General features: G+C 65.8%; 26 protein-coding genes. 14 read left to right on the top strand and 12 right to left on the bottom strand.

The features are described 5' to 3' along the window. Nucleotides 1-34 precede the first annotated feature (34 nt). The 3 genes from SE92_RS17340 to SE92_RS17330 are packed head-to-tail and all read left to right on the top strand — an operon-like array spanning nucleotide 35 to nucleotide 3,838. Nucleotides 35-532 carry a (2Fe-2S)-binding protein gene (locus tag SE92_RS17340; protein WP_063196892.1) on the top strand — a complete coding sequence of 166 codons (498 nt, stop codon included), beginning with the start codon at nucleotides 35-37 and terminating at the stop codon, nucleotides 530-532. Further along, a complete protein-coding gene (locus SE92_RS17335) occupies nucleotides 529-1,584 on the top strand; it encodes an FAD binding domain-containing protein (RefSeq protein ID WP_063196890.1) in 1,056 nt (351 codons plus the stop codon). The genes SE92_RS17340 and SE92_RS17335 overlap by 4 nt, the downstream gene beginning before the upstream one ends. After that, nucleotides 1,577-3,838, top strand: a complete 2,262-nt coding sequence (locus SE92_RS17330) for a xanthine dehydrogenase family protein molybdopterin-binding subunit (protein WP_063196889.1) — start codon at nucleotides 1,577-1,579, stop codon at nucleotides 3,836-3,838. Before SE92_RS17335 ends, SE92_RS17330 begins: the two co-directional genes overlap by 8 nt. Nucleotides 3,839-4,132: 294 nt before the next feature. Here the strand turns inward: SE92_RS17330 and SE92_RS36700 are convergent, their stop codons facing one another. Beyond that, the gene (locus SE92_RS36700; RefSeq protein ID WP_198172672.1) at nucleotides 4,133-4,291 is read right to left on the bottom strand and encodes a hypothetical protein; all 159 of its coding nucleotides are present in this window, start codon (nucleotides 4,289-4,291) and stop codon (nucleotides 4,133-4,135) included. 187 nt (nucleotides 4,292-4,478) lie between these two features. After that, nucleotides 4,479-5,027 (bottom strand): cupin domain-containing protein, encoded by a 549-nt coding sequence (locus tag SE92_RS17325; RefSeq protein ID WP_063196887.1) that lies wholly within the window; start codon nucleotides 5,025-5,027, stop codon nucleotides 4,479-4,481. A gap of 148 nt (nucleotides 5,028-5,175) precedes the next feature. Between SE92_RS17325 and aptA the strand changes: the two genes are divergently transcribed. Then, nucleotides 5,176-6,504: an omega-aminotransferase AptA gene (gene aptA / locus SE92_RS17320; RefSeq protein WP_063196885.1), complete on the top strand. Its 1,329-nt coding sequence runs from the start codon at nucleotides 5,176-5,178 to the stop codon at nucleotides 6,502-6,504. 70 nt (nucleotides 6,505-6,574) lie between these two features. Further along, nucleotides 6,575-7,840 (top strand): D-amino acid dehydrogenase, encoded by a 1,266-nt coding sequence (locus SE92_RS17315; protein ID WP_063196884.1) that lies wholly within the window; start codon nucleotides 6,575-6,577, stop codon nucleotides 7,838-7,840. Between the two features lie 223 nt (nucleotides 7,841-8,063). On the opposite strand, the gene SE92_RS17310 is transcribed toward SE92_RS17315, so the two are convergent. Together SE92_RS17310 and SE92_RS17305 are read right to left on the bottom strand one after the other, a co-directional pair. Then, a complete protein-coding gene (locus SE92_RS17310; RefSeq protein ID WP_063196882.1) occupies nucleotides 8,064-8,621 on the bottom strand; it encodes a hypothetical protein in 558 nt (185 codons plus the stop codon). Nucleotides 8,622-8,681: 60 nt separating this feature from the next. Next, a complete protein-coding gene (locus tag SE92_RS17305) occupies nucleotides 8,682-9,326 on the bottom strand; it encodes a helix-turn-helix domain-containing protein (protein WP_063196880.1) in 645 nt (214 codons plus the stop codon). A gap of 195 nt (nucleotides 9,327-9,521) precedes the next feature. Between SE92_RS17305 and SE92_RS17300 the strand changes: the two genes are divergently transcribed. From SE92_RS17300 to SE92_RS17285, 4 genes are read left to right on the top strand one after another with little or no spacing between them, the layout of a single operon-like run. Further along, on the top strand, nucleotides 9,522-10,280 hold the full coding sequence (locus SE92_RS17300; RefSeq protein WP_063196878.1) for an ABC transporter substrate-binding protein: 759 nt from the start codon (nucleotides 9,522-9,524) through the stop codon (nucleotides 10,278-10,280). A 45-nt stretch (nucleotides 10,281-10,325) separates the two neighbouring features. Beyond that, entirely contained in the window at nucleotides 10,326-10,979 is a 654-nt protein-coding gene (locus SE92_RS17295) for an amino acid ABC transporter permease (RefSeq protein WP_063196876.1), read from the top strand. Then, on the top strand, nucleotides 10,976-11,707 hold the full coding sequence (locus tag SE92_RS17290) for an amino acid ABC transporter ATP-binding protein (RefSeq protein ID WP_063196874.1): 732 nt from the start codon (nucleotides 10,976-10,978) through the stop codon (nucleotides 11,705-11,707). The genes SE92_RS17295 and SE92_RS17290 overlap by 4 nt, the downstream gene beginning before the upstream one ends. Nucleotides 11,708-11,719: 12 nt before the next feature. Beyond that, on the top strand, nucleotides 11,720-13,003 hold the full coding sequence (locus SE92_RS17285) for an NAD(P)/FAD-dependent oxidoreductase (RefSeq protein ID WP_063196872.1): 1,284 nt from the start codon (nucleotides 11,720-11,722) through the stop codon (nucleotides 13,001-13,003). 54 nt (nucleotides 13,004-13,057) lie between these two features. Here SE92_RS17285 and SE92_RS36695 read toward each other — a convergent pair whose 3' ends face one another. Both SE92_RS36695 and SE92_RS17280 read right to left on the bottom strand, forming a co-directional pair. Continuing rightward, complete coding sequence (locus tag SE92_RS36695) at nucleotides 13,058-13,288, bottom strand: hypothetical protein (RefSeq protein ID WP_084251838.1); 231 nt, start codon at nucleotides 13,286-13,288, stop codon at nucleotides 13,058-13,060. 159 nt (nucleotides 13,289-13,447) lie between these two features. Beyond that, on the bottom strand, nucleotides 13,448-15,037 hold the full coding sequence (locus SE92_RS17280; RefSeq protein ID WP_063196871.1) for a gamma-glutamyltransferase family protein: 1,590 nt from the start codon (nucleotides 15,035-15,037) through the stop codon (nucleotides 13,448-13,450). 114 nt (nucleotides 15,038-15,151) lie between these two features. Between SE92_RS17280 and SE92_RS17275 the strand changes: the two genes are divergently transcribed. Further along, complete coding sequence (locus tag SE92_RS17275; protein WP_063196869.1) at nucleotides 15,152-15,925, top strand: enoyl-CoA hydratase-related protein; 774 nt, start codon at nucleotides 15,152-15,154, stop codon at nucleotides 15,923-15,925. 73 nt (nucleotides 15,926-15,998) lie between these two features. On the opposite strand, the gene SE92_RS36690 is transcribed toward SE92_RS17275, so the two are convergent. Both SE92_RS36690 and SE92_RS36685 read right to left on the bottom strand, forming a co-directional pair. Continuing rightward, entirely contained in the window at nucleotides 15,999-16,175 is a 177-nt protein-coding gene (locus SE92_RS36690; RefSeq protein ID WP_198172669.1) for a hypothetical protein, read from the bottom strand. A 9-nt stretch (nucleotides 16,176-16,184) separates the two neighbouring features. Then, nucleotides 16,185-16,418, bottom strand: coding sequence for a DUF6894 family protein (locus SE92_RS36685; RefSeq protein WP_063196867.1), 234 nt, complete (start codon nucleotides 16,416-16,418; stop codon nucleotides 16,185-16,187). Nucleotides 16,419-16,624: 206 nt separating this feature from the next. Here SE92_RS36685 and SE92_RS17265 point away from each other — a divergent pair, with 206 nt between their 5' ends. The 3 genes from SE92_RS17265 to SE92_RS17255 all read left to right on the top strand — a co-directional run bounded on the left by SE92_RS17265 (nucleotide 16,625) and on the right by SE92_RS17255 (nucleotide 20,757). Beyond that, nucleotides 16,625-18,709 (top strand): PQQ-dependent sugar dehydrogenase, encoded by a 2,085-nt coding sequence (locus SE92_RS17265; protein ID WP_063196865.1) that lies wholly within the window; start codon nucleotides 16,625-16,627, stop codon nucleotides 18,707-18,709. After that, nucleotides 18,666-19,607, top strand: a complete 942-nt coding sequence (locus SE92_RS17260; protein WP_063196863.1) for an SMP-30/gluconolactonase/LRE family protein — start codon at nucleotides 18,666-18,668, stop codon at nucleotides 19,605-19,607. Before SE92_RS17265 ends, SE92_RS17260 begins: the two co-directional genes overlap by 44 nt. 124 nt (nucleotides 19,608-19,731) lie before the next feature. After that, entirely contained in the window at nucleotides 19,732-20,757 is a 1,026-nt protein-coding gene (locus SE92_RS17255) for a histone deacetylase family protein (protein ID WP_063196862.1), read from the top strand. Nucleotides 20,758-20,883: 126 nt separating this feature from the next. Here SE92_RS17255 and SE92_RS17250 read toward each other — a convergent pair whose 3' ends face one another. Then, on the bottom strand, nucleotides 20,884-21,864 hold the full coding sequence (locus tag SE92_RS17250) for an LLM class flavin-dependent oxidoreductase (RefSeq protein WP_063196860.1): 981 nt from the start codon (nucleotides 21,862-21,864) through the stop codon (nucleotides 20,884-20,886). After that, entirely contained in the window at nucleotides 21,861-22,430 is a 570-nt protein-coding gene (locus tag SE92_RS17245) for a 4'-phosphopantetheinyl transferase family protein (RefSeq protein ID WP_245324629.1), read from the bottom strand. Before SE92_RS17245 ends, SE92_RS17250 begins: the two co-directional genes overlap by 4 nt. Before the next feature lie 27 nt (nucleotides 22,431-22,457). Between SE92_RS17245 and SE92_RS37150 the strand changes: the two genes are divergently transcribed. Then, complete coding sequence (locus SE92_RS37150) at nucleotides 22,458-22,607, top strand: hypothetical protein (RefSeq protein ID WP_245324628.1); 150 nt, start codon at nucleotides 22,458-22,460, stop codon at nucleotides 22,605-22,607. A gap of 218 nt (nucleotides 22,608-22,825) precedes the next feature. On the opposite strand, the gene SE92_RS36680 is transcribed toward SE92_RS37150, so the two are convergent. Together SE92_RS36680 and SE92_RS17240 are read right to left on the bottom strand one after the other, a co-directional pair. Then, the gene (locus SE92_RS36680) at nucleotides 22,826-22,993 is read right to left on the bottom strand and encodes a hypothetical protein (RefSeq protein WP_198172667.1); all 168 of its coding nucleotides are present in this window, start codon (nucleotides 22,991-22,993) and stop codon (nucleotides 22,826-22,828) included. 133 nt (nucleotides 22,994-23,126) lie between these two features. Further along, nucleotides 23,127-26,024 (bottom strand): condensation domain-containing protein (locus tag SE92_RS17240; protein WP_157095895.1); only part of this gene is annotated, 2,898 nt, incomplete at its 5' end.

Here is a 26,024-nt window from a genome sequence, read left to right as displayed (position 1 = left end):
GATGACTCATGTCCAAATCTGATCGGAGCCTTGTATGAACCACTCCATCAGCCTCACCGTGAACGGTGCGCGGCGCGATTTCGTCCTCGACGATCCGCGCGTCACGCTGCTCGATCTCCTGCGTGAGCGCCTCCATCTCACCGGCACCAAGAAGGGATGCGACCGCGGCCAGTGCGGCGCCTGTACCATTCTGGTCGACGGCAAGCGCATCAATTCCTGCCTCGCGCTCGCCATCAGCCATGACGGCGCCGACATCCTCACCATCGAAGGGGTCGCACGTGGCGACCAGCTGCACCCGGTGCAGGCCGCCTTCATCGCGCATGACGGCTTTCAATGCGGCTTCTGCACGCCCGGCCAGATCATGAGTGCGATCGGCATGATGCAGGAGGCGCAGGCCGGCAACGACCCAGAGCGCATTCGCGAGTGTATGAGCGGCAATCTCTGCCGCTGCGGCGCCTATGCCGGCATCGTCGATGCCGTGCTCGACGCGCAAGGACAGATGGACGAAACCAACCAGAGGCGCTCGGCATGAAACCGTTCGATTACGTCAGGCCCGCCACGGTCACCGAGGCCGTCGCCGCTGCGGCCCAGCCGGGCGCCGTCTATCTCGCCGCCGGCACCAATCTGCTCGACCTGATGAAGGGCAATATCAGCCGTCCGGATCGCCTGGTCGATGTCACCCATCTCGACGGGCTCGATGCCATCGAGACGCTCGCCGACGGTAGCTTGCGCATCGGCGCGCTGGTGAGCAATGCCGATCTCGCGCATGACCCGGCCTTTGCAACGACCTATCCCGCTGTCGCCGAGGCGCTGCTCTCCGGCGCCTCCGCGCAATTGCGCAATGCCGCGACGGTCGGCGGCAATCTGCTGCAACGGACGCGTTGCGCGTACTTCTACGACACTGCCAGCCGTTGCAACAAGCGCGAGGCCGGCAGCGGCTGCGATGCCCGTGACGGCGAAAACCGCGGCCACGCCGTGCTCGGCTGGAGCGAGAGCTGCATTGCCACGAATCCCTCGGATTTCTGCGTGCCGCTGGTCGCGCTCGATGCCGTGGTCGAGATCGAGGGCAAGGGCGGCCGTCGCGAGATCGCGCTCGACGCGTTGCATCGCCTGCCCGGCAACACGCCCGAGCGCGAGTCCGTGCTCGAGCCCGGCGATCTCATCGTCGCGGTGCGGCTGCCGCCGACGGCACGCGGCTTTGCGGCGCATGCGCGCTATCTCAAGGTCCGCGAGCGCACCTCCTATGCCTTTGCAGTCGTTTCGGCGGCTGCGGCATTGCGGATCGAGAACGGCAAGATCGCGGAGGCGCGGCTTGCGCTCGGCGGCGTTGCGGCAAAGCCCTGGCGCGCCCGCGCCGCGGAGGATGTGCTGACGGGTGTCGCGCCGACGACCGACGCCTTCCAGGAAGCCGCCTGGCGCGCGCTCGCCGACGCAAAACCGTCCGGCGACAACGCCTTCAAGATCGAGCTCGCGCGCCGCATCGTCGTGCGCGCGCTGCGACTTGCCGCCGCGGGCACGCCCGCGCGTCTGCCGGCGCTGCCGGCCTCTCCCCTTGCCTCGACCTCCGGAGCCTTCCATGCCTGAGCTCAATCTTACCAGCGCACCCGCCCATCTGCGCCACGGCTCGAACATCGGCCAGCCGCTGACCCGCCGCGACGGCTTTCTCAAGGTCACGGGGCAGGCGACCTATGCCGCCGACAATCATCCGCCCGGTATGCTGTTCGCGGTGATCGCCGTGTCCAGCATCGCCCATGGCCGCGTGACCTTCCTCGATGTCGCCGCCGCCAAGCGGCATCCCGGCGTCGTCGACGTCATGACGCCGGAGCACAAGCCGCAGCTCGCGATCGATCCGGAGATCAAGACCAATCCGTTCGTGTTCCGGATGGAGGCGTTGCACAGCAACGAAGTGCGTTATGCCAACCAGCCCATCGCGGTCGTGATCGCGGAAACGCTTGAAGCCGCGACCGAAGGCGCGGCGCTGCTGGCGCCGCGCTACGAAACACTGCCCCCGCTGGTCGGCCTCGACGCCGGCGAGAGCTTCGTGCCGCCGGTCGTTGGCGTCGGCAATCCCACCGAAAATCACCGCGGCGATGTCGAGGCGGGCCTTGCCGCGGCCGAAAAGCAGATTGACGCGACTTACGAGACGCCGCCGCAATATCACAACGCGATGGAGCCGCATGCGATCGTGGTTCAATGGGACGGCGACAGCCTCTCCGTGGATATGCCGACCCAGGGTTTGAAGCTGTCGCTGGCGCGCATCGCCGAGCTGTTCGGCATCGCGCACGACAAGATCCACATCCGCAGTCCTTTCCTCGGCGGCGGCTTCGGCTCCAAGGGCCTCATGGGCGGCCCGCCTGTGCTCGGCATCATGGCGACGAAGCTGGTGGGCAGGCCGATCAAGCTCGTGCTGCGCCGTGAGCAGATGTACGGCCCGGTCGGCCATCGCGCGCCGACCCGCCAGCGCCTGCGCCTCGGCACCGACGGCGAGGGACGTCTGACCGCGCTCGATCATCATGCGCGGACGGTGTCGAGCACGTTCGACGACTTTTACGAGCCGGCGGCCGATGCCTCGCACACGCTCTATGCGGCGCCGGCCATCCGCACCTCGCACGATGCCGTGCGAGTCAACACCGGCACACCGCTGTTCATGCGGGCACCCGGCGAGGCGACCGGCTCGATCGCGCTGGAGAGCGCGATCGACGAGATGGCCTGGGCCTGCGGCATGGATCCGCTCGCCTTCCGCCTGAAGAACTATGCCGAGGTCGAGCCGATCACGGGAAAACCGTTCTCCTCGAAAGCGCTGCGTGCCTGCTACGAGCAGGGCGCGGCGCGCTTCGGCTGGGCCAAGCGGTCGCTGCAGCCGCGGCAGATGCGCGACGATGATGGCCTTCTGGTCGGCTGGGGCATGGGCACCGCGACCTTCCCCGCGCTGATGTTTCAGGCCGAGGCACGCGCGGCAATCCGCCGTGACGGCTCGGGCGTGATGGAGATCGGCGCGCACGACATGGGGCAGGGTGCCTGGACGGCGCTGGCGCAGATCGCCGCCGATGAACTCGGGCTCGATATCGACCGCGTCGCGTTCAAGGCCGGCACCTCCGACCTGCCCGATGCCGGCATTGCTGGCGGCTCGGCGCACACGGCAACCGCTGGTGCGGCGATCCACAGCGCCGGCGCGGCCGTGATTGCGAAGCTCGCCGAGCTTGCGACGGGTGACGAGCGCTCGCCGCTGTTCGGCGCCGGCAATGCCGGCGTGATCGCACGCGGCGGCCGGTTGGTCCGGCGCGACGACGAGAGCCGCGGCGAGAGCTATGCCGAGATCCTCGCGCGCGCCGGCGTCGCTGAAGTCGAGGCCCGCGGCACCGGCGCGCCGAACCCGGCGGCGATGGAGGAATATGCGATGCACGCGCACGGGGCGGTGTTCGCGGAGGTGAAGGTCGATCCCGAACTCGGCCAAGTCCGTGTCAGCCGCATGGTCGGCGCATTCGCGGCCGGGCGGATCGTCAATCCGCGGATGGTGCAGAGCCAGCTGTTCGGCGGCATGATCTGGGGCCTGTCCTTCGCGCTGCACGAGGAGGCGATTACAGATCGCCGGACCGGGCGGATCATGAACGCCAATCTCGGCGAGTACCACGTCCCCGTGAATGCCGACGTGCCGCCGCTCGACGTGATCACGGTCGAAGAGCACGACCCGCACGTCAACGCGCTCGGCATCAAGGGCGTCGGCGAGATCGGCATCACCGGCAGCGCCGGCGCGGTCGCCAACGCGGTCTGGCACGCGACCGGCGTGCGCGTCCGCAAGTTCCCGATCAAGATCGAGGAACTGTTGACGCAGTCTTGAAAGGTTGAAGCTCGATCGTCGCGACGACGGAGGTGCGCTCCCTCTCCCGCTTGCGGGAGAGGGTTGGCGAGAGGGTGTATCCGCAATGGGACACTCCCCTAGAGGAGAAAGCCCTCACCCGCGCCTTTGGCGCAACCTCTCCAGCAAGCGGGAGAGGTGAAAGACCCGCGGCCATCGATTCAACCTAAAGACATCTCCGCTCTAGCGGATCGAGCCCGAAAAATTGTCGATGTCGGCAGAGGCCCGCGCCGGGAGCAGCCGAGCGGTCGAGGCCGTGCCGTCGCGCCGATCCGGTCAGTTCAGCTTCCTGCGGAGCGCCTTCACCGCTTCTCGCTGCTGCTCGATATATTCGGCGATCGCCTTGCGCAGCTCGCGCGAGTGGAGCTTGTCCGCATCACGCAGAGGTATGCTGGGCACGGCTTCAGCTTGGACATTGGCTGGGGTGGTCTTCATGCGCGAGCTCCGTCTACGAAGCGGCCCCGGAGAGCCTAGGAGTCCGGGGCCATAACCTCAGCACCTCTAAGCCAGGCTGCTCGGCTACGTTTCGTAATATATCGCGCCTGGCCGTTGCGGAAATTGAGATGGCTCAAGCTCCGTAATCTATCGGTGTCGGCGCAGGACATGCGATGGGCGGCCGCGCTCAGAATGTCGGTGGCGTGCAGGCCGAGATCACTTCGCAGGGCTTGCCGCCGACGCAGCGGAAGCGGTGCGGACGGCGGCTCTCGAAATAATAGGCGTCGCCGGGATTGAGGACGCGCCGCTCGTCCTCGACCGTGACCTCGAGCTTGCCCGAGATCACGATGCCGCCTTCCTCGCCCTCATGGACGAGGTGGACGCGGCCGGTGTCGCTGCCAGGCTCGTAGCGCTCCTTCAGGATCTGCAGGCTACGGCCGAACAGATTGTCGCCGACCTGCCGGAACGAGATCGGCTTCTTGCCGACCTCGGTCAGCTCCTCGGCGCGGTAGAAAATCTTGCGCCTTAACTCCGGCTCCAGCGCGAAGAACTCGGCGAGCCCCATCGGGATGCCGTCGAGGATGCGCTTGAGCGCCCCGACGGAGGGGTTCATCTGGTTGGACTCGATCAGCGAGATCGTCGAATTGGTGACCCCGGCGCGCTTGGCGAGTTCCCGTTGCGACAGCTTGTGGCGCGCCCGGATGAATCGCAGTCGTCCACCGATGTCGACGCTCATGCCCAAGTCCCGTGTTGCTGGTGTTGCGGATCGCGCAAATATGGACCAGCAGCCCCAGACAAATCAATGGGTTGCGGCTGAGCAGAAAAGGACTTGTTGCGCATTCCAAGCCGTGCCTCTGCTAGCGGGTCAGCAAAGGAGCGCGGCCGTGACCCTTCATCAGATTCCGAACACTATCAAGACCGACTCGTTCTGGATGCCGTTCACGGCCAACCGGCAATTCAAGAAGGCACCGCGCCTGTTCTCCTCGGCCGAGGGCATGCACTACACCACGGTCGATGGCCGCAAGGTGATCGACGGCTCCGCCGGCCTGTGGTGCGTCAATGCCGGCCACGGCCGCAAGCAGATCGCCGCCGCGGTCGAGCGCCAGCTGATGACGCTGGACTTCGCGCCGTCGTTTCAGATGGGCCATCCGCTTGCGTTCGACTTCGCCGAGCGTCTCGCCGAGATCGCGCCGAAGGGCCTCGACCGCATCTTCTTCACCAATTCCGGCTCCGAGTCGGTCGACACCGCGCTGAAGATCGCGCTGGCCTATCACCGCGCCAACGGCCAAGCCAGCCGCACCCGGCTGATCGGCCGTGAGCGCGGCTATCACGGCGTCGGCTTCGGCGGCACCTCGGTCGGCGGCATGGTCGCGAACCGACGCGCCTTCGCCACCCTGCTGCCGGGCGTCGATCACATCCGCCACACCCACGACCTCACCCGTAACGCCTTCGCCAAGGATCAGCCGGAGCATGGCGCCGAGCTCGCCGACGATCTCGAGCGTCTGGTCGCCTTGCATGGCGCCGAAACCATCGCCGCCGTCATCGTCGAGCCGGTGCCGGGCTCGACCGCGGTGCTGCCGCCGCCGAAGGGCTATCTGCAGCGCCTGCGCGAGATCTGCGACAAGCACGGCATCCTCCTGATCTTCGACGAGGTCATCACCGGCTTCGGCCGCCTCGGCACGCCGTTCGCCGCCAATTTCTTCGGCGTCACGCCGGACCTGATGACGACGGCCAAGGGCATCACCAACGGCACCATTCCCTGCGGCGCGGTGTTCGCGCACCGCAAGGTGCACGACGCCATGATGATCGGTCCGGAGAACGTCATGGAGCTGTTCCACGGCTACACTTACTCCGCGCATCCGACCGCCTGCGCCGCGGGTATCGCGACGCTCGACATCTACAAGGACGAGGGCCTGCTGACGCGCGGTGCCTCGATCGCCGAATATTGGCGCGATGCGCTGCATTCGCTGAAGGGGCTGCCGAACGTCATCGACATCCGCAATTGCGGCCTGATGGGCGCGGTGGAGCTGTCGCCGCGCGATGGTGCGGTCGGTGCGCGTGGCTACGACGTCATGGTCGACTGCTTCAATCGCGGGCTGTACTTCCGCATGAGCGGCGACTCCTTCGCGCTGTCGCCGCCGTTGATCGTCGAGAAGAGCCACATCGACGATATCGTCTCGATTCTCGGCGACGCCATCAAGCGGGTGGCCTGATAATTGCTCTCGCCATTGCGAGTTGTATCCTTGCAGCGGCGAGCGTGATGCCGCGGGAGTTTGACGAAGCGTGAAAGTCTTGATCCTCGGCAGCGGTGTCATCGGTGTCACCTCTGCCTACTACCTCGCACGTGCCGGCCACGAGGTGACGGTCGTCGACCGTCAACCCGAGCCGGCGCTGGAGACCTCCTTCGCCAATGCCGGCGAGGTCTCGCCGGGCTATTCCTCGCCCTGGGCCGGCCCCGGCGTGCCGGTGAAGGCGGTGAAGTGGCTTCTGATGAAGCACGGCCCACTGGTGATCCGGCCGAAGCTCGATCCCGTCATGTGGGTCTGGCTGCTGAAGATGCTGCGCAACTGCACCAGCGCGCGTTACGCCGTCAACAAGAGCCGGATGATCCCGATCGCGGAATACAGCCGCGATTCCCTGCGCGATCTGCGCCGCGATATCGGCATTCAGTATGACGAGCGCTCGCAAGGCACGCTGCAGCTGTTCCGCTACCAGGCGCAGCTCGACGGCACGGCCGAGGACATCGCCGTGCTCAAGCAATATGGCGTGCCCTTCGAGGTGCTGAGCCGCGAGGGCTGCATCGCGGTCGAGCCGGCGCTCGCTGGGGTGAAGGAGAAGTTCGTCGGCGGGCTTCGTCTGCCGCAGGACGAGACCGGCGACTGCCACATGTTCACGCAGGCGCTGGCCAGGCACGCCCAGGCGCTCGGCGTGCGCTTCATGTTCAAGACCTCGATCGACCGCATCGTCACCGAGGGCGCGCGCGTCAGCGGTGTCGCGACCAGTGCCGGGATGTTGCAGGCCGACGCTTACGTGCTCGCGCTCGGCAGCTATTCGTCGCGGCTCGCAGCCCCGCTCGGCATTTCGTTGCCGGTCTATCCGGTGAAGGGCTATTCGATCACGGTGCCGATCAAGGACGCCTCGGGCGCGCCGGAATCCACCGTGATGGACGAAAGCTACAAGGTCGCTATCACGCGCTTGGGGAATCGCATCCGCGTCGGCGGCACCGCCGAAATCTCGGGCTATTCGGACAAGCTCTACGACGCGCGGCGCGCCACGCTCGATCATTCGCTGACCGATTTGTTTCCGCGCGGCGGCGATCTCGACAAGGCGACGTTCTGGAGCGGCCTGCGCCCGATGACGCCGGACGGTCCGCCCGTGATCGGCCCGACGCAATACGCCAATCTCCACCTCAACACCGGCCACGGTACACTCGGTTGGACCATGTCCTGCGGCTCGGGGCGCGTGCTCGCCGACATGCTGTCGGGCAAGAAGCCGGACATCGACGTGACTGCGCTGACAGTGGACCGGTATAATCACCGGTTCGGGTAGACCCTCTCAGTCCGTCATTGCGAGCGCAGCGAAGCAATCCAGGATCCCTCCACGGAGGCAGTCTGGATTGCTTCGTCGCAAGGGCTCCTCGCAATGACAGTGCGGAGGCAGCGCGCGTCCAAATCCATCACCGTCACCCTCGTCGCAATGGCAGAGCCGTTGCTGCTGAGATGGCCGCTTTATGCGCCCCGACTGATGACGGGATGAGTTCGCGACCCGCGCGTCAATGCCGCGCGCGACGTGCGGACATGATCCGGGCGATATGGCCATCATCACCGTACATGGCATCCCATAGATTGACGCCAGATGCCCACGATGTGATCCAGTCTTCGAAGCTGAGGGACTCCTCGAAGAATGCGTCGGTCCAGTCATCGCCATCGTGACCGTTGGGATCGAATATCCGCATCCGGAAATCCGGGTCGAGGCAATCGACACAGGAGTAGATGGCGCATCCCCAATGGCAGATCGGCAGAAGGCCATCCGGCCAAGCCAGCTCTGAGGCGCTCCGGAGCATCTCGTAGATCTCAACGGCCGTCTTGCCGGTATCGTCGGGAACGCCGTTCGTCAGTCCGATGAGTCCGTATCCGGGGCCAAAACCTCCGTTGCCGATATCGGCATATATTCGCCTCAGGAGGGGCGGCAGCCGGAAACGAAGATGCCGTTCGTCGGAGGCCATATCGCCGGTCTTGCCGGGGATCAGTCCGGCGCGCGGAGGCCGGCCCAGATCGGTGGCCTTTGTCTTCAGCCGCCGCCGTATCGCAGCGATGATGAGGTCATCCATCGACGTGGCCCTTCGCGTAGAATGCCCCCACATCATGCCAGCAGATGGCGTTCGGCGAAACTACCCCGCCCCCGTCACGCAGTTGACCCACAGCACCACGGCCTTCGCATCCTGCGCCGGATTGGAAAACCGGTGCGGCCTGCGGCTGGCGAACCGAAAGCTGTCGCCGGTCTTCAGCGACCAGGTCTCATTGTCCACTGTCAGCATCATCTCGCCTTCGAGCACGAGGCCGGCCTCCTCGCCGTCATGCGTGTAGAGCTCGTCGCCGGTGGAGCCGCCGGGCTCCAGATGCACCAGGAACAGGTTGAGCTTGTTGTCGGCGCTCGCCGGGCTCAGCAATTGTTTGGACACGCCGGTGCGCCAGAGCTTCAACTCCGGCCGCTGCAGCCCGCGTGTCACCACCTGGTCGGAGGCGCCGTCGGCGTTCGGGCTTGCGCCGAACAAGGCGGCGATGCCGACGCCGAGCACGTCGGCGAGGGTGGCCAGCACGCGCAGCGAGGGTGATGACAGGCCGCGCTCGATCTGGCTGAGGAAGCCGATCGACAGCTCGGTGCGCGCTGCGACGCTCTCCAGGGAGAATTGCCTGATGCGCCTGAGATCGCGGATGCGGCGGCCGACCGCGACGTCCATCGCGGGCTCGGCCGGCTTGGTCACGGCTTTGGCTTTCGCCTGTTTCGCCGGCTTTGCGGCGGCCGGTTTGCGCATTCTTTTGCCACCGCTCACGTCAAACCGCTTCCTTCATGTGCATGAAAACCACTTGCATCGTCCGCGAAAGTGTGACCAAATTTTCATATTGGTGAAAATAGGCCGAAACGGTGCGGCCCGCAACGTCTGATCAGAACAACGTCTGATCACGGCATGCGCGTGCGTCGCCATCGGCCACACCCAAAGGGGGATGCGATGAAGCGTATTGTTCAGGCCGCGATGGCGGCACTCGCGATTGCAACTGTCGTGCCGGCCTCGGCGCAGCAGGTGCTGAAGGTCGGCTCGACGCCGACGGGCATTCCCTTCACCTTCCTCGACACCAAGACCAACACCATCCAGGGCATCATGGTCGATCTCATCACCGAGGTCGGCAAGGATGCCGGCTTCAACGTGCAGATCGAGCCGATGCAGTTCTCGGCCCTGATCCCCTCGCTGACCTCGAGCAAGATCGACATCATTGCCGCCGCGATGTTCATCACGCCGCCGCGCAAGGAGGTCGTCGACTTCTCCGATCCGATCTACACCTATGGCGAGGGCCTGGTGGTGCCGAAGGGCGATACCAAGGCCTATGCTACGCAGGACGATCTGAAGGGCGAGACGGTCGGCGCCCAGGTCGGCACCGCCTTCGTCGACGCGCTGAAGAAGACCGGCCTGTTCGCCGAGGTGAAAGCCTACGACACCATCCCCGACATCCTGCGCGACGTGAACACCGGCCGCCTCAAGGCCGGCTACGCCGATTATCCGATCCTCGCCTACAATCTGAAGCAGGGCGGATTCCCAGAGGTGCGTCTCGTCGACGGCTACAAGCCCGTCACCGTCGGCTCGGTCGGCATCGGCGTGCGCAAGGGCGAGACTGCGCTGCTCGGCAAGATCAACGCCTCGCTGGCGAAGCTCAAGGCCAACGGCAGCATCGACAAGATCCTGGGTAAATGGGGCCTGAAGGCACAAGGCTGATCGACAGAAGCTGATTGAAGAAGGCTTTTCGATGAAGGCTTGCCGATGAAAGGCTTCTGGCACGACGCCGCCGAGTTTTTCCCGATCCTGATGAGCGGCGTCGCGCTGACGATCGTCGTCACCATCGGCTCGCTGCTGCTCTCGACGGCGCTCGGCCTGATCTGGGCGATGATGCGGGTCTCCGGCATCAAGGCGCTGTCGATGCTCAGCGCCAGCCTGATCAACGTGATCCGCGGCATCCCGATCATCGTGCTGCTGTTCTACCTCTACTTCGTGATGCCCGATCTCGGCGTCACGCTCAGTGCTCTGCAGGCTGCCATCCTCGGCCTCGGCATCGCCTATTCGGCCTACCAGGCGGAAAATTTTCGCGCCGGCATCGAGGCGATCGACAAGGGCCAGATCGAGGCCGCGCAGTCGATCGGCATGGGCTGGTGGCTGACCATGCGGCGCGTGGTGCTGCCGCAGGCCGTGCGCATCGTGCTGCCGCCCTACGGCAACGTCATGATCATGATGCTGAAGGATTCCTCGCAAGCCTCGACCATCACGGTGGCCGAGCTCGCCCTGCAGGGCAAGCTGATCGCGTCTTCGACCTTCAAGAACACCAACGTGTTCACGCTGGTGGCGCTGATGTATCTGACCATGAGCATTCCGCTGATCCTGCTGGTCCGTCACTTCGAGAAGCGGGCCGGCAAGCGATGATCGAGCTGAACGACATCCACAAGAGCTTTGGCAAGGTCGAGGTGCTCAAGGGCATCACGGCGTCGGTCGAGAAGGGCGAGGTGGTCTGCATCGTCGGTCCCTCGGGCTCCGGCAAATCCACCATCCTGCGCTGCATCAACGGGCTGGAAAGCTACGACCGCGGCGAGATCAGCGTCGAGGGCCTCAAGGTCGATCGTGACGCGCCGTCGATCGTGAACATCCGCACCCAGGTCTCGATGGTGTTCCAGCGCTTCAACCTGTTCCCGCATCGCACCGCGCTGGAGAACGTGATCGAAGGGCCGCTCTATGTGAAGAAGGAGCCGCGTGCGCAAGCGCTGGAGCGCGGCCGCGCGCTGCTCGCCCAGGTCGGGCTCGCCGAGAAGGCTGATGCGCATCCGCCGCAGCTGTCCGGCGGCCAGCAGCAGCGCGTCGCGATCGCGCGGGCGCTGGCGATGCAGCCCAAGGCGATCCTGTTCGACGAGCCGACCTCGGCGCTCGATCCCGAATTGGTCGGCGACGTGCTCGGCGTGATGCGCAAGCTCGCCGACGACGGCATGACCATGGTGGTCGTCACGCACGAGATGGGCTTTGCCCGCGATGTCGCCGACCGCGTGCTGTTCATCGACGGTGGCGTCATCGTCGAGCAGGGGCCGGCCAAGGCGCTGCTCAATCAACCCCAGCATCCGCGCACGCAGGACTTTTTGCGCCGCGTGCTGCATCCGCTCTGACCGGTCTTCGCCATGACGCGCCTGCCTCTGCCGCCCTCACTCTATGCCGACACCGCCGTCGCGCCGGTCGCCACGCCGCCGCTCGATGCCGACAAGAACGTCTCGGTCGCGATCGTCGGCGGCGGCTATACGGGGCTTTCCACTGCGCTGCATCTGGCGGAGCAGGGCGTCAAGGCGCTGGTGCTGGAGGCGCAGGAGCCGGGCTGGGGTGCGTCGGGCAACAATGGCGGCCACACCAATCCCGGCTTGAAGCACGACCCCGACCAGATCGAAGCGGACTTCGGGGCCGATCTCGGCCGCCGCATGATCACCTTCGCCTACGGCACCACTGACTTCACGCACGAGCTGATCCGCCGCTACCAGATCCCGTGCGAGGCGCGGCAGAGCGGCACGCTGCGTGCCGCCTATCACGAGGCCAGCGCCGCCGCGATCGAGAAGACCGCGCAGCAATGCATCCGCCGCGGCATGCCGGTGTCATATCTGAATCGCGAGCAGCTGCGCGAGATGACCGGCACCGACCGTTACATTGGCGCCATGCTGGACACGCGCGGCGGCGATCTGCATCCGCTCAGCTACGCCCGCGGCCTCGCGCGCGCCGCGATCTCGGCGGGCGCGAAAGTGTTCGGCGAGACGCCGGCGCTGTCGCTCCGTCGCGATGGCAGCCGTTGGCGCATCGAAACGCCGCGTGCGCTGGTTCATGCCGACAAGGTCCTGCTCGCCACCAACGGCTTCACCGACGATCTCTGGCCGGCGCTCCGCCGCACCATCGTGCCGGTGTTCTCGTCGATCGCCGCTACCGCGCCGCTCTCCGACGCAGTCGCCCGCTCGATCATGCCGACGCGCTCCGTGCTCTACGAGAGCGGCCACATCACGGTCTACTACCGCATCGACCAGCACAACCGCCTCTTGATGGGCGGCCGCGGGCCGATGCGCTGGATCAAGTCGCCGAACGACGTCGCCTATCTCATGCGCTACGCCGAGCGGCTATGGCCGCAGCTCAAAGGCGTGTCCTGGACTCACGGCTGGAACAGCCGGCTCGCCATCACGAGCGACCACTACCCGCATGTGCATGAGCCCGCCGAGGGCGTCCTGATCTCGCTCGGCTGCAACGGCCGCGGCGTTGCGCTCGCGACCGCGATGGGGGCGCAGCTCGCGCGCCGGCTGATCGGCGGCGCCAAGGCCGAGATCGACATGCCCATCACGGGCATCAAGCCGATCCCGATGCACGCGTTCTGGCCGGTGGGCGTGACGACCGCCGTGATCGCGGGGCGCGTGCGGGACCGGCTCGGCATGTGAGAAGGCGCCGCCCAGTGAGGAGCGGCGCCTTGCATCATCGATAGATATTGGGCGTCAGCAGCGGCCCTGCTTCCACAGGCCGGGTGGGCAGCCGTGACCGCGCCAGCCGACCTTGCGTCCGCGCGACCATCCAGGCGGCGTGCCATGGTGATGATGGCCCATCGAATGCCCATGACCATGACCGTGTCCATGACCGCCGCCATGGCCGCCCTTGGCTAGTACAGGGCCGGTCAATGTAAAGCCGGCCGCAATGACCAGCGACGCAGCGAGCGCAAGTTTCTTCATAATGTCCTCCACGGGGGTGAGCGCATTTGTCCGTTTAACGAACGAACGGTGCGCAGCTAAGTTCCCTGCGAATGTGGAGGAGTCGTGATGCTCGCCTGGATGCGCAGTCGCGCGCGCACTCAACGCGCGCTGGCAGAATCGAAGCAGCGATGCTCGCGCTCAACCTTCCGCGACCGCGTCGGCCCAGGGGTGAAAGATCTCGACAGCGCCGGAATTGACGTCGCCCTCGCGCATGACGACGCTCGGGCAGGCGAATTTCTGCGGCAACGTCTGCACCCGGCTCTCTTCATAGTCGAAGCGCGCCGCCAACGTCTTGCGCACGTCGTCCGGCAGTCGGGCATCTCCGATCACGATCGCGCCTTCGCTGGCGTCGATGCGCGGCTGATGGATGGCCGCATCGAGATCCATGCCGAAATCCATCACGAAGGATGCGAGCTGCATCACCGACGGCAGGATGCGGCGTCCGCCGGAGGCGCCGACGGCGAGGCGCTTGCCATCCTTCGTCTCGGCGATGACGGGCGTGTAGTTGCAAAGGCAGCGCTTGCCGGGAGCCAGCGAATTGGTGGTGCCCGGCGTCGGGTCGAACCACATGATGCCGTTGTTCATGGTGATGCCGGTGTGCGGCGTCACATATCGCGAGCCGAAGGACGACAGCAGCGTCTGTGTCACCGCCGCGATGTTGCCGTGGCGGTCGACCACCGAGAAATGCGTGGTGCAGGCCGGCGCCAGATATTCGGCGCCGAGCGAGCGCTTGCCGTCGGCATCGCCCATGTCCTTGAGCCGCTCGCGGAAGGCGGCTTGCAGCGCAAGTGCGTATTCGACATAGGCGCCGGCATCGGGCGCGCCTGCGGGCGTCCAGCTCTCCTGCAACAGACGCAGCGCATGCGCCATCGTCGGCCCCGCGGTGAGCTCCGGTGTGGCGAACACCTTGCCGCCGCGATAGGGGATCGCCAGCGGTTCGCGCAGATGCGCGCGGAATGCGGCGAGGTCCTCCACCGACAGCGAGCCGCCGTCGGCCTTGATGTCGGACGCAATGCTCCTGGCGAGATCACCCTGGTAGAAATCGCGCGGTCCGGCCTCGGCGAGATGTGACAGTGTCGCCTTCAAGGCGTCCTGCGGCAGTCGCGTCTCGGCCTTGATGCCCCATGGCGCGGTCGGCGGCAGGCCGTTCTTCAAATATGCCGCCGCGCTGGCGGGATAGCGCCTGAGGTCGGCGGCCGAGCCCGAGATCGTCACCGTGGTCCACCAATCGACCAGCAGGCCTTCGCCGGCGAGCCTGGCTGCCGGGGCAACCAGATCCTTCCATGGCATCCTGGCGTAGCGGCGATGCGCCTCTTCCATTCCGGCAACGACGCCGGGGACGGCAATCGAGCCGGGGCCATGGATGTTGCGATCATCCTTCACCCGCGGCCACGGAAACAGGTCAGAGGCGGCGCCCTCGCCGCTGAGCGGATAGTCGGTAGCGCGCAGGCTCTGCGGCGCGCTCATGCCGTAGTCGATCACCTCGGTGCGATCTTCCTTGGCACGGTAGAGCACCATCGCACCGCCGCCGCCGATCCCGCTATTCCAGGGCTCCAGCACGTTCAGCGCCATGGTGGTTGCCACGATCGCGTCGACGCAGTCGCCGCCCGCCGCCAGCACCTCTGCTCCCACTTCGGCCGCCCGCCGCGATTGCGAGGCGACGATGCCGCCTTTGGATGTGACGGCGGGCTTGCGGACGGATTGGTTGAGGCTGAACTGATGAGGCATGATGTCGCTTGATGTTCTGTGCTGGCTTCGTTGCGCTGACTTGCTTCGCGATTGGCGAAGCGCGCGGACAATGGCACATTGCCGACAACGAGAACATCGAAAGGGAGGCGCGGCATGGCTGGTGTGAAACAGGCGCGGGAGGGTGCGGTCGGCATCCTGACGCTCGACGAGCCGGCAAGCCTGAACGCGATGACGCCGGACCTGCTCGGCGCGCTCGCAGGCGCCATCGGCGAGATGACCGAGGACGAGGGGGTTCGAGCCTTGATCCTCACCGGCGCAGGGCGCGGATTTTGCTCAGGACAGAATTTGAAGGCGTCGGAGGCGCTCGGCGAGGACATCGCGGCCGGCGTCATGCGGTTCTACTGGCCGGCCTTCAAGGCCCTGCGCGAGTGCCGCGTGCCTGTCGTCGTCGCCGTCAACGGGGTGGCTGCCGGCGGCGGCTTCAGCCTGGCCATGGCCGGCGACATGATCGTCGCGGCCCGGTCGGCGAGCTTCATCCAGGTGTTCAGCCGCATCGCGCTGGTGCCGGATCTCGGCTCGACCTGGCTGCTGCCGCGACTGATCGGCCGGCAGCGCGCGCTCGAGCTGATGCTGCTGAACGAGCCGCTGACGGCCGAGCGCGCCCGGGAGATCGGCCTGGTGCGGCAGGTCGTCGACGATGCCAAGCTGATGGACGAAGCGCTGACGCTGGCGCGCCGTCTCGCCGAGGGCCCGACGCGCGCTTTGGTCGCAACGCGCCTGCTGGTGGAGGAGAGCGAGCACGCGAGCTACGAGGCGCAATTCCGCCGCGAGATCGAGCTCCAGGCCGAGGTCCGGAAGACCGCGGATGCGGTCGAAGGCCGCAATGCCTTCGTCGAGAAGCGCAAGGCGAGGTTTACGGGGAGGTAGCGTCCGAAGACAAAAAAGCCCGGGACGAACCCGGGCTCGACGCCTTTGGAGAGCGATGCGGGACGATTGCCCCTCAGAGCGGGCGGTTCAGCCGGCTGGCCTGATACTTGGCGCGCCATTTCGGGCCAGGCCCGCGCATGTAGTGAAGCTCGGGACGGTAGGGGTTGCCGGCAACCCGGACCAGCGTCTGCCATTTGGTGGCGACGAAGCTGAGGGGGTGACGGAGCAGGCTCAGGGACGCGATCAGCATGGCATCACCTCAATGCGGCTTGCCGAGCATGGCGGTGAAGGGCAGATCGAAAATCTCTTCGCCGTCGTCGTCGCTGACATGGATCACCCAGTCGCGCCAGTCTTCGCTGCTGGGCGTCAGGATCATCGACCGCATGATCTGCGAGGCGCGGTCGCGCGCCTCGGTGAGATTGGACACGGCGGCGCCGTAGCGGTCGATCAGGGTGCCCTCGGTGTTGGAGCAGTGAAAATAGACCTGGACCATATGCGCCTCCTGGCGGAGCAATTGGGATGGCAAAGCGATACCACCCGAAGCATTCGCGAAACATTCGGGTCGAACCCGGTGAGGGAATCTACGGGTATTGGTCGGCACGAAGATCGTTACAGGTTTAATCACAGGCGAGTGATGTTCGACTGGACTGCATTCGGACGGCATGGAAGACGTTTTCGCGGGAAGTCCGGGGGGCTGCCGTGAGCCATTTCACAGTTGAGCGCAAACGCCGCAGGCTGCGCACAAGTGCAGGGATTTTGGCGGGGGTCTTGGCGGCCCTGCTTGGGCTCACCTCGGTGGCGTCATCGGAGCCGGTTCGCCGCAGCTTCTATGCGATCGGCGCGGACACCTGCGGCGACGGTGATCTCGCTTTTCCCAGGATCCAGATCGACATGAAGGCCGGATTTTGTGCCGGGCTGGTCGCCAGCGAAGCGGATGGCCTCAGGTTTCCGCGCGCGATCGTCCAGGTGCCCGGCCGCGACCTGTTCGTGGTGGCCGATATGGGGGGCTGGGGCCACGCGGACGGCCGGCTGCTGCTGCTCGATCCGCACGCGCCGCAAGGGCAGCGGTTCAGGGAGCTTCTCGCAGGACTCGAATATCCGTTCGGTCTTGCGATCGGTCCGGACCGGAAGCTCTACGCCTCGACCGCCGAGACGATCTTCCGGTTCGACCCGCTCGCCGACAATCCGCGCGGCACCGTCGAGACCATCATCCGCCACATGCCCGGGCGCCGGATCGCGCTGCCCGACGGCACACGGGTCGAGGAGAGCGCGCATCCGCTCAAGCAGTTTGCCTTCGACCGGAGCGGGCGGCTGTTCGTCAATATCGGCTCGCACAGCGACGACTGCATCACGCCAGCGCCGATCACCAAGCCTTGCGCGGCGGCCGAGGGCGCCTCCGCCATGGCCTCGATCTGGCTGTTCGCCCCGCCTGCGGGCGGTGTCTTTCCGGCGCTGAAGCCCGGCGATCCCGATCCGCCGCACACCGTCTACGCGCGCGGCTTGCGCAACTCGATGGCGCTGGCGTTGCATCCGAAATTCCCCGAGGCCGGCTACGCTTTCCTGCAGGGCGAGAACGCCCGCGATCTGCCCGATATCTTCAAGCCAAACGAGGAGATCAACGCGATTGAGCAGGGCAGGCACTATGGCTGGCCCTATTGCTACGATCTGTCGACGCCGAGCCCCGAATTCAGGACCGTGCTGCAATCCGGAGTCTACAAGTCGCTCTGCACCGCCAATGCGCTCTACAAGCCGCCGCTCACATTGATGCCGCCGCACGGCGCCCCGCTGGCGATGCTCTATTACCACGGCGGCAAATTCCCGGAGCTGGACGGCAAGCTGCTGGTCGGCCTGCACGGCTACCGTCCGACCGGCAGCCGCCTGCTGATCTACGACGTCGATGACCACGGCTTCCCAAAGCCGAGCCCGGCGCCCGTGCGCTATCACGTCAGCTGCGCGGCCGAGCCGACGCGCAGTTTTCGGACCGACGCCGGCGAGGTCGCCGCCGCGCCGTTCGACGAGCTGATCGCGGGCTGGCACCGCGTCAACGGCACGCGGCCGCAAGGCGCGCCGGTCGGCATGACGGTCGCCGAGGACGGCGCGATCTGGCTGGTCGAGGACAAGAACCAGAGCGTGATCCGCATCGATCGCGCCGCGGGTGATCCGCCTCAGCCGTTGCCCTGCGACACGCGCAGCCAGCCGATGATCGACCAACTCGCGACGTTCGTTGCCAGGGATGCGCAGAACAATGGCCGCCTCACGACGCTGCGCAAGGGGCTCGTCGAGAAGCACTGCCTCGGCTGCCATTCCGATTTCGGCTTGAAGGAAGGCCAATCGGAGAGCGAAAAGGACACGGCGGTGCTTCGCTTCATGCTCGCGCAGGACGGCTGGATCTATCCGGGCGATCCCTCTTCCGGCAAGCTGCGCACGCGCCTGCGCGGCCTCGGATCGGAGAGGCTGATGCCGCCGGGTGGCGAGAGCCTGCCGAAAACCGAGCCCGGTTACACGCGCCTGCTCGACACAACGGACCTGCTCGTCGCGAAAATGGTCCCTGGCATACGGATGCGGATCAAGCCCGGCCCGCCGCAGCGCAAGTTCTTCGGCAAGACCAACAAGGAATGCGGCGAAATACCGGCTGGGAAGGTCGTTGTCGTGACACAAAGCAGCGCTGTAGACAAACCCGGTTTCAGCCGATTCTTCCGGCCGGCCGATCCCTATTTGAATGGCGAGTGCAGCGACGGCGATGGCTATTACATCCGGCAGGAATTTCTGGTGCCTGTGCAGTAGCGTCCTGTTCGTCGTCGCGACGACGTCCGCGCAAGCGGAGACGAAGCTGTTTGAAAGCGCGCAGGTGACGCCCGCCGGCGAGTACACCTTCGGCATCGAGGGCCCGGCAGCCGACCTCGACGGCAATCTGTTCGTGGTCAATTTCGGCAAGCCCGGCACCATCGGCAGGCTGCGTGCGGGCGGCGCGGCGTCGGAGCCTTTCACGGCACTGCCCGGGGGCAGCGTCGGCAACGCCATCCGCTTCGATCGCAGCGGCACCATGTTCATCGCCGACTACAAGAAGCACAACATCTTCGCGATCCCAAAGGGGGCAACCGAGCCGGCGATCTGGTTTCACTCCGACGAGATGAACCAGCCCAACGACATCACGATCGCCCGCGACGGTACGATCTATGCGAGCGATCCGAACTGGAAGGGCAGGGAAGGTCACATCTGGCGGATTGCGAAAGCCACCGACGGCACCGTGCAGGGACAAGTGATGTCGGCGCCGCGCGCGATGGGCACCACCAACGGCATCGATCTCAGCCCCGACGGCAAGACGCTCTATGTCGGGGAATCCGGCAGCGGCCAGATCTGGTCCTATGCGATCAACGGCAACGAGCTGACGGCTGCAAAGCTGGTCAAGACATTTCAACCCGACACCGTCGATGGCTTGCGCACCGACATCGCCGGCCGTCTCTATGTCGCGCGCATTCTCAAAGGGACCATTGCGCTGATGAAGCCCAATGGCGCGGTCGAGCGGGAGATCGCGCTGAAGGGCAAGGAGCCGACCAACCTTGCCTTCGGCGGCAGCGACGGCAAGACCGTCTTCGTCACCCAGCGCCAGGGCGGCTTCATCGAGTCGTTCCGCACCGATCAGCAGGGCCGCGAGCACTGTCTGCAGCGCGGGCGCTGCTGAGCCCTGGGGCGATCTGCTTCCGGCGCAAGGCGGTCGAGACGGCATTGTTCTTGCTTGCATCTGGCCGCCACGGGGATCAAGACATCTGCCGCCCCTGAATAGCATGCGACCACGGAGTGTTTGAGTGAAAGCCGTCCATACCGAACTGCACCGCAGCCATGATCCGCAATTCTTCCTGGTCCGCGGTGTCGTCAAGCGCACCACCGAGCAGCCGGAGCGCGCCGACCGCCTGCTCAAGGGATTGAAGGACGGCAAGCACCAGCTGGTCGAGCCGACCACATTCGGGCAGGGGCCGCGCGCACGCATTCACAGCCCGGAATATCTATCGTTCCTGAGCGAAGCCTGGGACGCCTGGACCGCTCTCGGCGATTCCGGCCCGGAGATGATCGGCAACATCCACCCCGTTCGCCATGCCGCGACCTATCCGACCCATATCGTCGGCAAGCTCGGCTGGCACACCGCCGACACCGCGGCGCCGATCGGTCCCGGCACCTGGGCTGCGGCCTGTGCCGCGACCGACGTTGCGGTCACCGCCGCGCAGATGGTGATGGACGGCGAGGACGCGACCTATGCGCTGTGCCGTCCGCCGGGCCATCACGCCTATCGCGACATGGCCGGCGGCTTCTGCTTCCTCAACAACAGCGCGATTGCCGCAGCGCATCTGCGGCAGAAGCACGAGCGCGTCGTGATCCTCGACGTCGACGTCCACCACGGCAACGGCACGCAGGGCATCTTCTACGCCCGGCCCGACATCTACACGATCCCGATCCACGCCGATCCCGTGGCGTACTATCCCTATGTGTGGGGCTATGCCCATGAGCGCGGCGAAGGGCCGGGCCTCGGCACCAATCTCAACATTCCGCTTCCGATCGGCACCGGTGACGACGGCTACATGCAGTCGCTGGACGTCGCGCGCAAGGCGATCGAATCCTTTGCCCCCGGCGCGCTCGTCATCGCTCTCGGCCTCGATGCCTCCGAGCACGATCCGCTGAAGGGATTGGCCGTCACCACGCCGGGCTTCCGCCGCATCGGCCAGGCCATCGCCAGGATGGGCCTGCCGACCGTGTTCGTGCAGGAGGGCGGCTATCTCTCGGATATTCTGGGCGCGAACCTGACCTCGGTGCTGGCGGGATTCGAAGAGGTGAGGTGATTTTTTCTTCGCCTCACCCTGCGTAAGTCGTCATGCCCGGGCTTGTCCCGGGCATCTCGTTCTTCACACCGTGCCGCAAGGCGTGGATGGCCGGGACGAGCCCGGCCATGACATGGAGAGCGGTATCTAAAACATCCCGCTCGCCGTGAGGGCCTTGCAGACATGCTGCATCTCGGCCTCGTCGGCGACCATGTCGAGCATGACAGTGGTCAGACCCTTCGCCGCGAACGCTTTCAGCTTCGCGCCGATCTCCCCATAGCTGCCGACGAGATAGGGGCAATCGGCCTGGAAGGTCAGGAACGGCAGCAGCCAGTAGCCATTGTCCTGAAGCTCGGCGTTCTGTCCGGCATAGAGGTGCCGCTTCCACACCGAGTCGGTGTTTTCCATGGTGAGCACGAGCAGCTCGCGATCGTCAGGATTGTCGCGGAAACGTAGCTTCGCGGCCTGCCGCGCCTCGTCGCGTCCCTCGCGGGCGAAGATGCCGAAATTCATGCCTGGTGCATCGAGCCCGCGATCCAGATCGGGCGGCAGCATTTGCATCTTGATGCAGCCCGTCTCCTTCGCCACGCGCTGCGCTGCGCCGGATTGGCCCGCGATCAGGAATTCCGGCATCAACTCCCGCGGCAGGCGCGGGCGCAGCTGCAGATTGCTGGTGCGGTAGAACCGGCCCTCGAAATTCACCGGCCGCGGGCTTGTCAGCAACTGGCGCATCAGCGCGACGAATTCGCCGAGCCTGACATAGCGGTCGGCATGAGGCTGGTCGTCGCCGAGGCCATGCAAGTCGCTGACCGCCGTCCCCGTGATCATGTTGAGATAGACCTTGCGGCCGTGGAGCTGCGCAAGGGACGAGACGAATTTCGCCGCGGTGAACGGGTGCATGTAGACCGGATTGACGGCGATCAGCGGCGACGTGCGCGCCGTCGCAGCCATGATGTGCTGGGCCATCGCCCAGGGCTCGACGAACACGTCATTGCCTTCGAACAGCAGGATGCCTTCGAAAGCGTTGCTGTCGGCGAACCGCGCCACCCGCATCAGCTCGCCGACATATTTCCCGGGATCGCGGTTGCGCGAAATTGCTGGAAAGACGCGCAGCCGCGGGAGCGTCATTCAGCGGCTTCCTGGAGCGGCCAGGCATTGCGGCTGATGGGAAGGCCGCCGGTCGCGCGGGAGCCGTCGGCGATCGCGAGGCGATGCGAGGGCGACGGCGAGCACAGCGAGAAGCGCCAGCCGTCGGGATCGTCGGCGATGTCGGGCTTGAAGCGGATCTCGATGGCCTCGCGCGACACCTGCATCGCGAAGGCGTCGAGCGGCAGATTGAGTCCAAAGCCCCTGGCCTTCAGGTAGGCCTCCTTGAGCGTCCAATAGTCGAAGAAGCGCTCGATCGCGGCCGGCTCCGGCAGTCCGCGCAGGGTTTCGACCTCCTCCGGCGCAAAGAAGCGAAGCGCGGTGGATAGCGGCGCGCCCCGCCGCGACACGGTTTCGACGTCGATGCCGACGGTCTCATGCTTCGATACGACGCAGGCGACGCAGCCGTCGGCGTGAGACAGGCTGAAATGCAGCGCGGTCGAGGTCGCGGGCGCTGCGACAAACGGCCGCCCGTAGCGGCCGGCTCCAAACGACCAGTCGGACGGCGCGACGTTGGAGGCGACCTTCGACAACGCCAAGCGCAGCATGGCGTGCGCGAAAATATATTGCCGTCGATGCCGCTCGAACTTGAAGCGATCGGCCCGGAGGCGCTCGTCGACGGAGAGCAGCCGTCGGCACGTCTCGACCGCGCCCGGCGCGTCAATGGATTCGATCAGTCCGACAAAGAGTTCAATTCTGTCGTGCGCCATCAATTGGGCCTTTAACGTCAGGCCGAGGGAAATTCCCCGGTCCCGACGGAAGAAACAACTGAGCAAGAATCATCCAAGCAGATCGCTTCTAGCGATCCACCCGGGCGATTTCTTGTCGATTTGCAGGCCGGTTTACAGGCGCAAGCTTGTGCGAGACCCCAGCTCGACACGCGAGCGGCCCATGTCCGAAAAGTGAAGCCTGAAGATTCGTGCGGCGTCCCGGCCGACGAATCTTACTTCTTCTTCTTGGCTTTCTTCCCGCCGCCCAGCACCGAAAGGCTGGCGTCGACGTCCTTCAGCGCGGACTGAAGCTTCTTCTTCTCGGCACCCAGCAGCTTCTGGAGGGCCTTGCGGTCCTTGTCGCTCAACGAGGTACCCTTGGTAAATTTGATGAAACCCATAACAACTCCCCCGGTTGAAAAATAATCGTCCAAATCAAAACGCAGGAATAATCTTGCGCGGTGGCGCCAAATAATCAAGATGCAACTTGCTCATTCACAGCTTTGGCGAGTGAACCCGTATTGGCACGGCCTGTCATGCCGCCATGCGAGCGAGCAATCGGCCGAGCGGCAAGGTGGGTTGGGCGACGGCCGCCACCAATAATGCGGCGAGATCCTTCATCCATGCGCCGACCATATCGTCGTCCAGCAAGTGGCGCTTGTAATTGCATGAGCCGGTGATTCCGGTCGGACGCTCTTTCAGCATCAGCGACAGCCAGGTCTGGTCGATCGGCAGTACCGGCTGGCCTTCGCGCGTGATGTTGCCGATCGATTCCATTGCGAGATCCGGCAGATCGAGCGGCTGGCGCAGCGGATTCTGCAGCGTGAAATAGACCTGGAGCAGCGAGGCCGGATCGATCCCCTCCCGCTCCAGATGGTCGGCGAGGAGGTTGAACGGCAGCTCCTGCCGCGCATGGGCGTCGAGCACGCTCTGGCGGACGAGCGTCAACGCTTGAGCGAACGACAGCTCGGGCGTGATTCTGGTGCGCACGATCACGGTGTTCTCGAACGGGCCGATAATTCGGTCGGTGTCCGGCTGGGCGCGATTGGCCATGGCGGTGGCGATCACGATGTCCGTCCGGCCGGTGCGGGCCAGCAGCAGAGCCTTCAGACCGGTGAGCAGGCCCATGAACAGCGTGCTGTTGTGCTGGCCGGCGAATGTCGTGAGTCGTCCGATCAGCTCAGGCTCGAGATTGACCGGATGGTGCCCGCTGGACGCGCCGGGGGTCGATTTGCCGTCGAAGACGGGTGCCGCGCCGCGTAAATTCTCGGTCCAGTCGGCCGTCTGGCGGCGGGCGGCCTCGGTGCCGCACCACCAGCGCTGCCAGCGCGCGACATCCGAAAAAGCCGGAGGCGGGCTCGGCAGGGGCACCGACGGATATCCGGCCAGCGCCGCATAGCGGCTCGAGACCTCCTCGAACAGCACGCCGATCGACCAGCCATCGACAATTGCGTGATGCAGCGTCAGCAGCAGGACATGATCGTCGTCGTGGAGCCGCAACAGCCGGGCACGCAGCAGCGGTGCGCGCGTGCTGTCGATCGGAACGTAGGTCTCCTGTTCGATCAGGAGATTGACCTTCCTGAGCTCCAGGGCCCTGCGCCGCTTGTTGTTGTGGGTGTGGCCGTCGCCGATCGTCTCGATGGTCAGGACGCGGCCGAGCGTGCCGGCTTCGGCGACGTGGCGGACGGGCGCCTCGCCGTTCCAGCCGAACGCGGTCCGCAGCGATTCGTGCCGGAACACGACATCATCGATGGCCTGGGCGAGGGCTGTCGTATCGAGCGGGCCTCGGAGACGGAAGGCGAAGGGCAGGTTGAACAGCGGCAGATTCGGCAGGTTCTGCTCGATCCGCAGCATCTGGTCCTGCGCGATCGAGAGCGCGGGCCCGCCGCTGTCGGTCAGCCTCGCAGCCGCCAGGCTCGAGAGGCTTGCGGCAGGCTTGCGCGGCGTCTCCGCCATGGCCTGGTCGACCCGCCGGGCAAGACTTTCGATCGTCGGTGCCTCGAAGATGGTCTTGATCGGCAGCGACACTCCGAGCGCCCGGGCCACGCGCGCCATGGCCTGGCCTGCCAGCAGCGAGTGGCCGCCAAGATCGAAGAAGTTGTCGGTGACACCAATGCTGTCCACCCTGAGCAGGTCGATCCAGATATCGGAGAGCACCTTTTCGGTGAAGCGCCGCGCCGGAATGGCTGCGGCGGGTCCGGGGGCTTCCTGTTGCGCCGGCGCCAGCAGCGCGGATCGGTCGACCTTGCCATGGGCATTGAGCGGCATCTGATCCAGGAACAGGAATGCGGACGGGATGGCGTGGCCGGGCAGCCGGCTCTTCAGGAATTCGCGGAGCTCGCTGGCGCTGCTCCGGCTGTCGGGTCTTGCGACGATATGGGCGATCAGCCTGACGTCGCCGCTCGCCTCGCGGCGCGGCTCGACGATGCCGGCCCGCACGCTTGGATGATCGGCAAGCGCGTTCTCGATCTCCTTGAGCTCGATACGGTAGCCGCGGACCTTGACCTGATGGTCGGCGCGGCCGAGGCATTCGATCGCCCCGTCGGCGCGGCGGCGGGCGAGGTCGCCGGTGCGGTACAGCCGGTGGCCTGCCTGGCGCGAGAACGGATCGGGCAGAAAGCGCTGCCGGCTTTGCGCGGGATCGTTGATGTAGCCGCGGCCGACACCGGCGCCCCCGATGCAGAGTTCGCCGGTCACGCCGACCGGCTGGGGCTGGAAATTGGCGTCGAGCACGTAGAGTTGGGTGTTCGGCAGCGGGGCGCCGACCGGAACGATGCCGGTCGTGATCGCCGGCGCTTTGGTGAGGCGATGCAGCGAGACGTCGTCCGAACATTCCGAAGCGCCATAGGCGTTGATCAGCGGCACCTTCGGGCACCGGGCGAACCAGGCCCGGCAGAGATCGACAGGCAACGGCTCGCCGGTCGAAATCAGCAGCCGCAATCCGGCGAAGGCGCGCCGGATCTGTCCCTCGTCCATCCGGTCGACGATGACGCGCAACAGCGATGGGACGATCTCGAGCACCGTGATGCCTTCGCGCTCGATCTCCCGCGCCAGCAAGATGGGGTCCTGCACAACCGCGTTGCAGCAGACATGCACGCGCGCGCCGACCATCGGTCCCGCCAGGAACTGCCAGACCGAGATGACGAAGCTCTGTGGCGCGGTCTGCGCGACCACATCCTTGGAGGAAAGGCCGAGCTCGGAGACGAGCGAGGCCAGATGGTTCGACAGGCCGCGCTGCTCGATCATGACGCCTTTCGGTGCGCCGGAGGAGCCGGATGTGTAGATGAGATAGGCAAGGCTGTCGGCCCCGCGCTTTACGGCGCGGCCCGGTTTGGTCGAGCCAGATGCGAGCGCGTCCTCGAGCTCGGCCACCGGGATGGGCTCGACCAGCGGTTCGAGCAGCGCGCCGATCTGGGGTGAGCGCGCGCGAGT

Origin of the sequence: Bradyrhizobium sp. AT1 (assembly GCF_001590795.1) — a bacterium.
Classification (GTDB): domain Bacteria; phylum Pseudomonadota; class Alphaproteobacteria; order Rhizobiales; family Xanthobacteraceae; genus Bradyrhizobium.
The sequence above is the reverse complement of the archived record's forward strand: the minus strand, read 5'-3'. Positions and strand labels throughout refer to the sequence as shown.

Excerpts from the sequence above, each read along its gene's own strand:
- SE92_RS17330 (WP_063196889.1), top strand. The coding sequence starts at position 1,577 with ATGCCTGAGCTCAATCTTACCAGCGCACCCGCCCATCTGCGCCACGGC.
- SE92_RS17290 (WP_063196874.1), top strand. The coding sequence starts at position 10,976 with ATGATCGAGCTGAACGACATCCACAAGAGCTTTGGCAAGGTCGAGGTG.
- SE92_RS17305 (WP_063196880.1), bottom strand. The coding sequence starts at position 9,326 with ATGCGCAAACCGGCCGCCGCAAAGCCGGCGAAACAGGCGAAAGCCAAA.
- SE92_RS17285 (WP_063196872.1), top strand. The coding sequence starts at position 11,720 with ATGACGCGCCTGCCTCTGCCGCCCTCACTCTATGCCGACACCGCCGTC.
- SE92_RS17300 (WP_063196878.1), top strand. The coding sequence starts at position 9,522 with ATGAAGCGTATTGTTCAGGCCGCGATGGCGGCACTCGCGATTGCAACT.
- SE92_RS17310 (WP_063196882.1), bottom strand. The coding sequence starts at position 8,621 with ATGGATGACCTCATCATCGCTGCGATACGGCGGCGGCTGAAGACAAAG.
- SE92_RS36680 (WP_198172667.1), bottom strand. The coding sequence starts at position 22,993 with ATGGGTTTCATCAAATTTACCAAGGGTACCTCGTTGAGCGACAAGGAC.
- SE92_RS36690 (WP_198172669.1), bottom strand. The coding sequence starts at position 16,175 with ATGCTGATCGCGTCCCTGAGCCTGCTCCGTCACCCCCTCAGCTTCGTC.
- SE92_RS36695 (WP_084251838.1), bottom strand. The coding sequence starts at position 13,288 with ATGAAGAAACTTGCGCTCGCTGCGTCGCTGGTCATTGCGGCCGGCTTT.
- SE92_RS17335 (WP_063196890.1), top strand. The coding sequence starts at position 529 with ATGAAACCGTTCGATTACGTCAGGCCCGCCACGGTCACCGAGGCCGTC.
- SE92_RS17325 (WP_063196887.1), bottom strand. The coding sequence starts at position 5,027 with ATGAGCGTCGACATCGGTGGACGACTGCGATTCATCCGGGCGCGCCAC.
- SE92_RS17275 (WP_063196869.1), top strand. The coding sequence starts at position 15,152 with ATGGCTGGTGTGAAACAGGCGCGGGAGGGTGCGGTCGGCATCCTGACG.
- SE92_RS37150 (WP_245324628.1), top strand. The coding sequence starts at position 22,458 with ATGCCGCTCGAACTTGAAGCGATCGGCCCGGAGGCGCTCGTCGACGGA.
- SE92_RS17250 (WP_063196860.1), bottom strand. The coding sequence starts at position 21,864 with ATGACGCTCCCGCGGCTGCGCGTCTTTCCAGCAATTTCGCGCAACCGC.
- SE92_RS17280 (WP_063196871.1), bottom strand. The coding sequence starts at position 15,037 with ATGCCTCATCAGTTCAGCCTCAACCAATCCGTCCGCAAGCCCGCCGTC.
- SE92_RS36700 (WP_198172672.1), bottom strand. The coding sequence starts at position 4,291 with ATGAAGACCACCCCAGCCAATGTCCAAGCTGAAGCCGTGCCCAGCATA.
- SE92_RS17260 (WP_063196863.1), top strand. The coding sequence starts at position 18,666 with ATGGCTATTACATCCGGCAGGAATTTCTGGTGCCTGTGCAGTAGCGTC.
- SE92_RS17245 (WP_245324629.1), bottom strand. The coding sequence starts at position 22,430 with ATGCTGCGCTTGGCGTTGTCGAAGGTCGCCTCCAACGTCGCGCCGTCC.
- SE92_RS17295 (WP_063196876.1), top strand. The coding sequence starts at position 10,326 with ATGAAAGGCTTCTGGCACGACGCCGCCGAGTTTTTCCCGATCCTGATG.
- SE92_RS36685 (WP_063196867.1), bottom strand. The coding sequence starts at position 16,418 with ATGGTCCAGGTCTATTTTCACTGCTCCAACACCGAGGGCACCCTGATC.
- SE92_RS17340 (WP_063196892.1), top strand. The coding sequence starts at position 35 with ATGAACCACTCCATCAGCCTCACCGTGAACGGTGCGCGGCGCGATTTC.